Origin of the sequence: Aliidongia sp., from assembly GCF_035943795.1 — a bacterium.
In the GTDB taxonomy this organism is placed as follows: Bacteria; Pseudomonadota; Alphaproteobacteria; order ATCC43930; family CGMCC-115725; genus Aliidongia.
This window is the reverse complement of the sequence record NZ_DASZBY010000090.1, coordinates 17,378-26,370: the sequence shown is the minus strand read 5'-3', so window position 1 is coordinate 26,370 and position 8,993 is coordinate 17,378. Positions and strand designations below refer to the sequence as shown.

Below are 8,993 nucleotides of genomic sequence, written 5' to 3'. Positions count from 1 at the left end.
AGACGGGATTGCCGGATCACGCTCAATCCAGGTCGAGCTCGAGGAACGGATCGCTGTCGGGCTTCGCGTCGAAGCCGAAGAACTTCCAGGTCGTCTGCATGTGGGCCGGCAGCGGCGCCGTCACCTCCAGCACGCCGCCGTCCGGGCGGTTCAGCCGGATCGAGCGGGCATGCAGGTGCAGCTTGCGCGAATGGTCGATGCCGTCGAGCACGGCCTTGTCGCCACCGTACTTGCCGTCGCCCAGGATCGGCGAGCCGATCTCGGCGCAATGGACGCGCAGCTGGTGGGTGCGGCCGGTGATCGGCATCAGGGCCAGCCAGGCGACCTTCTGCGCGGCCTGCTCGACCACCGCATAATAAGTCACGGCCCAGCGGCCCTCGTCCTCGTCGGCGACCATCTTTTCGCGCGCGCCATCGACGCCCTTGCCGACCGGCAGGTCGATCTTGCCGCGGTGGGGCCGCGGCACGCCGGCGACGACGGCCCAATAGGTCTTGCGCGCCGTCTTCTCGCGGAAGGCCTCGGCCAGCCATGCGGCAGCCTTGGCGGAGCGCGCCAACAGCAGCACGCCGCTCGTGTCCTTGTCCAGCCGGTGGACCAGGCGCGGGCGTTCCTTCGAATCGAACATCAGCGCGTCCAGCATGCCGTCGACATGCTTGGTCATGTTGGTGCCGCCCTGCACGGCCAGGCCGTGGGGCTTGTTGATCGCGATCACGTCCTTGTCGCGATACAGCACCATCTGGCGCAGCTTCTCGTTCTCGGCTTCGCTCGGCGGCTTCGGGCCCGGCTTCTGGCGATCGTCCGGCGGAAGCGGCGCCTCTGCCCATTCATCGAGCGGCGGAATGCGCACGGTCGAGCCGGCAGCCAGCCGGGTCGCCGCCTTGACGCGGCCGCCATCGACGCGCACCTGGCCGGTGCGCAGCAGCTTTTCGAGCCGGATGTGGCTCAGGCCCGGGTATTGCCGCTTGAACCAGCGGTCGAGCCTGATGTCCGAATCTTCGTCCGACACCTGGATGAGGCGTACACCGCTCATCGCTCGTCTTCTCCTGTCGCGGGACCTTCGCCGGCCTTGCGTCGGCGCAGCTTGTCCCAATAGTCGAGCCGCTTGCGGATATCCCGCTCGAAGCCGCGGTCGACCGGGTGATAGAATTCCTCGCGGGCCATGCCGTCGGGGAAATAATTCTGGCCGGAAAAGCCGTCTTCCGTGTCCGGATCATAGGCATAGCCGGCGCCGTAACCATGCTCGCGCATCATCTTGGTCGGCGCGTTCAGGATATGCATCGGCGGCATCAACGAGCCGGTCTTCTTGGCTGCCCGCATCGCCGCCCCTTGCGCCTTGTAGACGGCGACCGACTTTGGTGCGGTGCCCAGATACACGACGCACTGCGCAATAGCCAGCTCCCCCTCGGGCGAACCCAGCCGCTCGTACGCATCCCAGGCCATCATCGCCTGCACGAGCGCGTTGGGATCGGCCATGCCGATGTCCTCGCTGGCGAAGCGCACCAGCCGGCGGACGACATAGAGCGGGTCTTCGCCGCCGGTCAGCATGCGGGCGAACCAATAGAGTGCGGCATCCGGATCGGACCCGCGCAGCGACTTGTGCAAGGCCGAGATCAGGTTGTAATGGCTCTCTTGCGCCTTATCGTAGAGCGGCGCGCGATGCTGGACCTGGGAGGCCAGCCGCTTCGGATCGAGCGGCGCCGTATCGGCCGGCAGCAGCGCCACTTCCTCGGCCAGATTCAGCAGATATCGACCGTCGCCGTCGGCCATGGCGAGCAGCGCATGGCGCGCGTCCTCATCCAGCGGCAGGGCGTGGCCGACCATCGCCTCGGCTCGGGCGACCAGGATGTCGAGCGCCGCCTGATCCAGGCGCTTCAGGATGAAGACCTGGGCGCGCGACAGCAGCGCGCCGTTCAGCTCGAACGACGGGTTCTCGGTCGTGGCGCCGATCAGCACGACCGTGCCGTCCTCGACATAGGGCAGGAAACTGTCCTGCTGGGCCCGGTTGAAGCGATGGATCTCGTCGATGAACAGCAAGGTGCCGCGTCCGGCCTCGCGCCGCCGCTTCGCCGTCTCGAAGATCTTGCGCAGGTCCGCCACGCCGGAGAACACGGCCGACAGCGGCTCGAACTCCAGGTCAGTCTGGTCGGCCAGCAGCCGCGCGATCGTCGTCTTGCCGCAGCCGGGCGGCCCCCACAGCACCATGGAGGCCAGGCGGTGGGCGGCGACCATCCGGCCGATCGGCGCGGTCGGCGCCAGCAGATGATCCTGGCCGACCACGTCCGCGAGCGTCTGCGGCCGCAGGCGGTCGGCGAGCGGCCGGGGCGCCTGGGCTTCGAACAGGGTGGGCGCCACGCTCAGCTGCCTGCCAGATGCACGGTGCGGCCGTCACGCCGGACCGTCGCCCGCCAAGGTGCCGAGAGCCGCGGCAGCAATGACTGGAGCTGGCCGACGTCGGCGATCGCCTGGCCGTTGAGATCGAGCAGCTCGTCGCCGACGAACAGGCGCAGGTGCGGCCCGCCGCGCGGCACGTCCAGCACGATGACCCCCGCCACCTCGTCGGTGCGCAGTTCGTCGGCCAGGGCCGGCGACAGGTTAGCGACCGTGATGCCCTGGAACGGCCCGGCGCGCAGCTGGGTGACCTTGCGCGGCGGCGTCTCCGGCGGTGCCAACAAACGGATGTCGAGATCGAGCGCCTCGCCGCCGCGCCAGATGCCCAGCTTGGCGGTGGCACCGACCGGCAAGGTCGCGAAGCGGAACCGCAGGCCGTCCTCGTCGGCGACCGGCTTGCCGTCGATCGACAGAATGACATCGCCCGGTTGAATGCCGGCTTCGGCCGCCGGACCGAGCGGGACGATATTCTCGATCTGCATGCCCGAGGGATGACTGAGGCCCAGCCGGCGCGCCGTACCCGCCGTCACGGTATGGCCGGTGGCGCCGAGCCACGGCCGCACGATGCGGTGGCCGACACCTTCGCTGGGCGTGAGGACGGCGCGCACCAGGTCGCTGGGGATGGCGAAGCCGATGCCGACCGAACCGCCGCCCTCGGAATAGAGTGCGGTGTTGATGCCGGCGAGCCGGCCGTCCAGGCTGACCAGCGCCCCGCCGGAATTGCCTGGATTGATCGCCGCATCGGTCTGGATGAACGAGCGATAGTCGTTGATGCCGTCGACCGAGCGGCCGAGGGCCGAGACGATACCGGACGTGACCGTCTGGCCGACGCCGAACGGATTGCCGATCGCGAGCACGATGTCGCCGACCTCGAGCTCGTCGGAATCCTTGAGCGCCAGGAACGGCAGCAACTCGCCGCCGGTATTGATCTTGAGCACGGCCAGGTCGGTCCGGTCGTCGCCGCGGACCAGCTCGGCCGGGAATTCCCTGCGGTCCGACAGCACGATGACGATCGATCCGGCATCCTCGACCACATGCTGGTTGGTGACGATCGTGCCGTTGGGATCGACGATCACGCCAGAACCCAGCGAATGGCCGAGCCGGTCCTCGCCGGGGGCGAAGAACCGGCGGTAGGCCGGATCGCGCCGCACCGCCGCCGCCGCACCGGCGTCCGTCGAGGCACGGGTATAGACATTGACCACGGCCGGCGCCGCCTTGCGCACGACCGGGGCATAGGACAGCACGACCTGCGCCGCCGCCGCCGGCACGGCACGCGAGTCGGCCGCCGGTGCCGCGACCGGAAACACGAAGAGCAGGACGAGGACGAACGACGGGCGTATCATGGCTGGCGACCAATCTAGGCAATGTCCGCGCGCAGCACCAGCACGGCACGGCTGCCCTGCCCGCATCACCGCGCGGACATTTGCCGCCCGGACCAGGAAAGCCGATGACCGACTCCTCGATCGATCCGCTGCTCGATACGGATACCCTCACGGTCAGGGATTTCGTTTGCGTCGGCGGTTGCCGGCACAAGAGCGCCGAGGAATGCGCCCAGGCGACCGCTCTGGTGTTCCCCTATCGCGGCGTCTTCGTGCGCCATCTGGGCCGCAGCGACGCGGTGGCCGAAGCCAACCAGCTGCTGGTCTTCAACCAGGCGGAAGAGTACCGGATCAGCCATCCGGTCGATGGCGGCGACGCGTGCCTGTCGCTATCGGTCAGCGAACCCATCCTGCGCGAACTGGCGCCGAAGGAGCAGCTGCGCGACGGCGGCACCGTCGCATTCCTGCGACAGCGCCGGCGCATCGATCCGCGTGCCCAGGTCCTGGTCGCGTTGCTGCGGCACAGCCTGCGCCGCAAGGCCGTCGAAACCCTGGAAGCCGAAACCCTGGCACTGACCCTGGTCCGGCGCGCGCTGGGCGAACGGACCTCGCATGCGGCAGGGGCCAGCGTCGGACGGCAGAAGCTGGTCGACCGGGCCAAGCTGGTGCTGTCCTCGGACCTGGCGCGCCGCTGGACGCTGGCCGAGATCGCCGTCGAGGTCGGCGTGTCGCCCGTCTACCTGACCCAGGTGTTCCAGGAGGTCGAGGCGGTGCCGCTCTATCGCTACCAACTGCGGCTGCGGCTGGCGCGCGCCCTCGACCTGCTCGGCCGCTACGACGATCTGACCGCACTCGGGCTCGATCTGGGCTTCTCGAGCCACAGCCATTTCAGCGCGGCTTTCAAGCAGGCCTACGGCCGCACGCCGGCGGAATTCCAGCGCTCGGCCGCCTTGCGCTGACCCGTTTCGGGCCGGCAGATCGCTAAAGATTCCGACAGCGGCCGGCCCCGCCGGAATGATTTCTTCCTCTTCGCCCGGACGTCGGGCGGAGACGGAGATTGGAACCATGACCCAGAAAACCTGTTCGGCCTGCGACTGCCCGCTGGAGGCTGGCATCACCCGGGTGACCGTTGGCGGCCGGACCGTGGAAGTCTGCTGCGATGAGTGCGCGGTGGCACTGAAGGAGGCCCATGCCTCCACGACCGGCCGGGAGGGCTGAGCCATGCCCGTCCATCATCCGGCCGCAACGAAGCATAGCGTCGATACGCCCTCCGGCCGCATCGGCTATCGCGAAACGGGAACGGGGCCGGTGGCGCTGTTCGTCCATGGCGTGCTGCTGAACGGCCACCTGTGGCGACACCAGCTGGCGGGCCTTGCCGATCTGCGCCGCTGCATCGCCATCGACCTGATGACCCACGGCGATACCGAGGTGGCACCGGACCAGGACGTATCGGTGACCGCCAACGCGAAGATGCTCGGCGAGTTTCTCGATGCGCTCGGGATCGACGCGGTCGACTTGGTCGGCAACGACAGCGGCGGCGGCATCGCGCAGATCTTCGCGGCCAACAACCCGTCGCGCGTGCGCAGCCTGACGTTGACCGATTGCGACGTGCACGACAATTGGCCGCCGGAAGCGTTCAAACCGTTCCTGGCGATGGCGGCCGGCGGCGGTCTTCACGCAACCCTCGAGGCGATGCTGGCCGACAAGAGCCTCTATCGCTCGCCGGGCGCGCTCGGGCCGGCCTACGAACATCCCGAACAGGTGAGCGACGAGACCATCGAGACCTACCTGCGCCCGTTGGTGAAGACCGAGCAGCGGACACAGGACCTGCAACGCTTCCTCGCGACCTGGGACTGTCGGCACACCGTGGCCATCGAGGCGAAGCTGCGGCGGCTGACGGCGCCGACGCTGATCGTCTGGGGTACGGACGACCTCTATTTCGACGTCCGCTGGTCGCGCTGGCTTGCCGAAACCATCCCCGGAACCCGGCGGCGCGTCGAGCTGGACGGCGCGCGGATTTTCTTTCCGGAGGAACGGGCGACCGAGTTCAACCAGGAACTCCGCGCCTTCTGGACCGCCGGTTAAGCAGGCCCGAGACCTGCCACCAGGTCTCGGCTCCCCCCAAAGGCTTGAGGAAGACGACCATGAACGACATAGCCCTGAAATTCGCACCTCCCGTCCCGCGCCGATCGAGCAGCCTTCGCTCCAGCACAGCCCGGCGGCGCCTCGTGCGCCCGCGGCCCGTGCCGCGACCCGTGATCCGGCCCTGGTCGCCGCCGACCCGGCCGACACCATCGACCATCGACCAGATCGAGACCTGGCTGATGAGCGGCCTCTTCGTAGCGTTCGCCGGGCTGGCGGTGCTCATGGAGGCGATCGGCTTCACCGCCGGACTGGCGAGCTGAGCGGCCGGCTGCATTCAGCATACGATGACGGCGACGAAGAGGAGCCGATAGGCCCGGGCGGCGTCGACAAGGCTCATGTCCATCGCGGCTCCGGCAGCAGGAAGGTCCGGCGGGCAGCGACGGAACCCAGACGCTCGGCACTGTACCAGCGTCGCAGCACGGCTTTGTCGAACAGGTCGGGATTGCGCCGCTCGAACTGCGCGAAATCCTCGTCGCTGCCCGCGGCAAGTCGTTCGCCGACCAGCGCCAGGAACCCTATGGTGATGGTCTCGTGGTAGGCGCCGGGCCGGCCCGCGCGGGCAGCCAGTTCCCGCAGGCCATCGGCATAGACTGGTGCCACTTCCAGGAAGGGCGACCGGCGCAGCATTTCGAAGGCGACCCGCACGTGATCGCGGTGGCGGAAGCCGGCGGGATCGAGCGCGCCAGCGCGAAAGAGCGCGATCGCCGACCCGCCATCATCAGGCAATGTCATCGCTGCCCGCCCCTTCGACCAGCCGATGGGCATCTGCCGCGGAGAGCTCCAACCCGTAGATCGATTTCAACGCCTCGATCTGGCGCAACGTGGCTTCCGGGAATGGCAGCTTCGCATCGAAAGCATGGAGCACGATGCCCTCGATCAGATCACCCAGCGATAGATCCAGATACTCGGCAAGGCCCTTCAGGACCTTCAGCATGCGGCGCTCGAGCCGCACGCCCGTCTGAACGCGATCGATGGTCTTCATGTTATCTATGTACCAAGATAACATTTTCTTGTCAACGGATGCGCGGAACGCGCCGACACGCGCGCTGTGGCAAAGGAAGTTCGCGCTCACGCTTGCGATGCCTTCAAGGCGCGATTTCGGTCATACTCCCGGGACACCTGCCCTAGCGTGGCGGGCGCCTGTTGACCGGCGGGGAATGACCGGATGAGCAACGCATGACCGGAACCAAGACCGCCGACCTGCCCGAAGAGGCCCAGCAATTCCTGCTCGGCGTCTATGAACGGGCCAAGGCCCGGCTCGAAACGGTGATCCAGCGCCATGGCCTGCGCCCGGGTCTATCGGCAGCCATGGCCCAGGAACGGATCGCGATCCTCGACCACGAGATGGCCCCGGTGTTTCCGGCGCTGGAACAGGCCGGCACCCGGGTCGCCTGCGCCAAGGGCTGCGGCGTCTGCTGCACCCTGACCATCGACGTGACGCCGGACGAGACCTTCGCCCTCGTGGATTATCTGGAACGGACCCAGCCGGCCGAGACGGTCGCCGCGATCAAGGCGCGGGCCGCAGCGGCCGACGCACGCGGCCATGGCCTGGAACCACTCGCGCGCCATCGCCTGCGCATCGCCTGCCCCGTTCAGGATCCGCAGACCATGGCATGCCTTGGCCATGCCGCACGGCCGACGCCGTGCCAGGGCTACCTGTCGCTCGACCTCGGCCGGTGCGAGGCGGTACATGACGGCGTCGGCCGGGACGTGCCGCAGCCGACGGCTGCCAACATGCTGACGAACGTGGTCTCCCACACCCGCAGCTACGCCTTCGAGGATGCCGGCGCGCCGCGCCAGTCGCTGGAACTGACCGCCGCGCTGCTCGCCGCCTGGGCCGATCCCGATGCCGAGCGCCGCTGGCTGGCCGGCGAGGCCGTATTGCCGACGGCCGCGAGCTATCAGGCGGAAACGGAAGAAAGCTGAGGGAAGCCGCCGTCAGTACGCCGGCAACGCCTCGATCGCGGTCACGTAGCGCAGGAAATCCGGCACGCTCCCTCTGAGGACGAGTTCCGCCGGTTTATGGCTGGGCGACCGCATCGCCGTCGGCGGCGGTCGCTCGGTCTGCCAAGCCGTCTTCTGCCACACATCGACAGGAACGAGGCTGCGCAGCCCGCGCCGGGCGGGCTGCCGGCGGGCGTTGCCCAGATTGAACGGACTGACACAGGCGATATCGGCATAGGCGGCCGCCAGCCGCCGCGCATCGAGACGGATCAGCATCTGAGGACGATGACGGAGCGCGCGACGATGATTGGCCGCCCGGTCTGCGGAAAGCCAGAAGAACACGCAGGTATTCAACAACTCGTACCAGTCCGCCGGGGCCAGCCCGTCGTCGAGGCTGGGTCCCAGCGCCGCCGCGGGCATCGGCCGCTGATCGCGGATGTACCGCCCGTTCGGCAGCAGCAAGCCGGCCGACCGCCAGTTCCGCGCCGCCGCGACGACGTCCGGCGGGAATGCCGCCATCCGCAGCAGCGTGTCGGTGCTATGCAGGCCTTCGGTTTCAACCGACGCCCAGTTCACCGCATCGACGAAATGGAACGCCTCGATCGGAAGCTCCGGCATGGTCTGAGGCTCGATCCCTGGCAGAGGACGTTCTTCCGGCGACAGAAAGGTTCGGCGGGCCGCAGCGGAACCGCTGTCGATGGGCTGCGGCGATCCGGCCGCTCAGGGTTTCGGTTCGGCAATCGGCGTGATCTCGGCCGGCACCGTACCATCCTTTTTCATGTCGAGCTTTTTCGCGGTCGCGGGACTGACGTCCATCACCCGGCCGGGCGTGGTCGGGCCGCGATCCTTGATCTCGACCGTCTCGCTCTTGCCGTTTTCCAGGTTGGTGACCTTCGCCTTCGTGCCGAGCGGCAACACCTTGCTCGCCGCCGCATTCGACTCGGGCCGGAACGCCTCTCCATTCGCCATTTTCCTACCGGCGAGCTTCGGGGTGTAATAGGAGATCCTGCCCTTTTGCTTGTGGCTCGCATGCGCGGCATGGGTCCGGTTGCGATGGTGCTGGGCCGCGTCGGCGCCCGACACGAGGGTAACGCTCAAAGCCACGGCGATGAGCAACGACAGATGCATCCGCATATCGACAACCTCCCAGGCCAGCATTCGACAGACGCTCTGTCGTCGGGAAGGTTCCGAAGCGCG

12 protein-coding genes are annotated in these 8,993 nt (G+C 68.0%); 5 read left to right on the top strand and 7 right to left on the bottom strand.

Features of this window, described 5'->3' with window-relative positions:
* Positions 1-22: 22 nt before the first annotated feature.
* Genes VGV37_RS16985 through VGV37_RS16975 form a run of 3 tightly spaced genes read right to left on the bottom strand, consistent with a single transcriptional unit; the run spans position 23 to position 3,731 of the window.
* Complete coding sequence (locus VGV37_RS16985) at positions 23-1,030, bottom strand: RluA family pseudouridine synthase (protein WP_326880895.1); 1,008 nt, start codon at positions 1,028-1,030, stop codon at positions 23-25.
* A complete protein-coding gene (locus VGV37_RS16980) occupies positions 1,027-2,352 on the bottom strand; it encodes a replication-associated recombination protein A (protein ID WP_326880894.1) in 1,326 nt (441 codons plus the stop codon). Before VGV37_RS16980 ends, VGV37_RS16985 begins: the two co-directional genes overlap by 4 nt.
* 2 nt (positions 2,353-2,354) lie before the next feature.
* A complete protein-coding gene (locus VGV37_RS16975; RefSeq protein WP_326880893.1) occupies positions 2,355-3,731 on the bottom strand; it encodes a trypsin-like peptidase domain-containing protein in 1,377 nt (458 codons plus the stop codon).
* A 104-nt stretch (positions 3,732-3,835) separates the two neighbouring features.
* Here VGV37_RS16975 and VGV37_RS16970 point away from each other — a divergent pair, with 104 nt between their 5' ends.
* The 4 genes from VGV37_RS16970 (at position 3,836) to VGV37_RS16955 (ending at position 6,112) form a co-directional block, all read left to right on the top strand.
* Complete coding sequence (locus VGV37_RS16970) at positions 3,836-4,666, top strand: AraC family transcriptional regulator (RefSeq protein WP_326880892.1); 831 nt, start codon at positions 3,836-3,838, stop codon at positions 4,664-4,666.
* A 106-nt stretch (positions 4,667-4,772) separates the two neighbouring features.
* Entirely contained in the window at positions 4,773-4,925 is a 153-nt protein-coding gene (locus tag VGV37_RS16965) for a hypothetical protein (protein ID WP_326880891.1), read from the top strand.
* Between the two features lie 3 nt (positions 4,926-4,928).
* On the top strand, positions 4,929-5,792 hold the full coding sequence (locus tag VGV37_RS16960; protein WP_326880890.1) for an alpha/beta hydrolase: 864 nt from the start codon (positions 4,929-4,931) through the stop codon (positions 5,790-5,792).
* 59 nt (positions 5,793-5,851) lie between these two features.
* A complete protein-coding gene (locus tag VGV37_RS16955; protein ID WP_326880889.1) occupies positions 5,852-6,112 on the top strand; it encodes a hypothetical protein in 261 nt (86 codons plus the stop codon).
* A gap of 73 nt (positions 6,113-6,185) precedes the next feature.
* Here the strand turns inward: VGV37_RS16955 and VGV37_RS16950 are convergent, their stop codons facing one another.
* Positions 6,186-6,584, bottom strand: coding sequence for a hypothetical protein (locus VGV37_RS16950; RefSeq protein ID WP_326880888.1), 399 nt, complete (start codon positions 6,582-6,584; stop codon positions 6,186-6,188).
* Positions 6,571-6,924, bottom strand: a complete 354-nt coding sequence (locus tag VGV37_RS16945) for a hypothetical protein (protein ID WP_326880887.1) — start codon at positions 6,922-6,924, stop codon at positions 6,571-6,573. The genes VGV37_RS16950 and VGV37_RS16945 overlap by 14 nt, the downstream gene beginning before the upstream one ends.
* Before the next feature lie 104 nt (positions 6,925-7,028).
* On the opposite strand from VGV37_RS16945, the gene VGV37_RS16940 reads away from it, so the two are divergent.
* Positions 7,029-7,778: a YkgJ family cysteine cluster protein gene (locus VGV37_RS16940; RefSeq protein ID WP_326880885.1), complete on the top strand. Its 750-nt coding sequence runs from the start codon at positions 7,029-7,031 to the stop codon at positions 7,776-7,778.
* Between the two features lie 12 nt (positions 7,779-7,790).
* Here VGV37_RS16940 and VGV37_RS16935 read toward each other — a convergent pair whose 3' ends face one another.
* Together VGV37_RS16935 and VGV37_RS16930 are read right to left on the bottom strand one after the other, a co-directional pair.
* Positions 7,791-8,414: a DUF7002 family protein gene (locus VGV37_RS16935; RefSeq protein WP_326880884.1), complete on the bottom strand. Its 624-nt coding sequence runs from the start codon at positions 8,412-8,414 to the stop codon at positions 7,791-7,793.
* Positions 8,415-8,516: 102 nt separating this feature from the next.
* Positions 8,517-8,954, bottom strand: coding sequence for a septal ring lytic transglycosylase RlpA family protein (locus VGV37_RS16930; protein ID WP_326880883.1), 438 nt, complete (start codon positions 8,952-8,954; stop codon positions 8,517-8,519).
* Between the last annotated feature and the right edge of the window lie 39 nt (positions 8,955-8,993).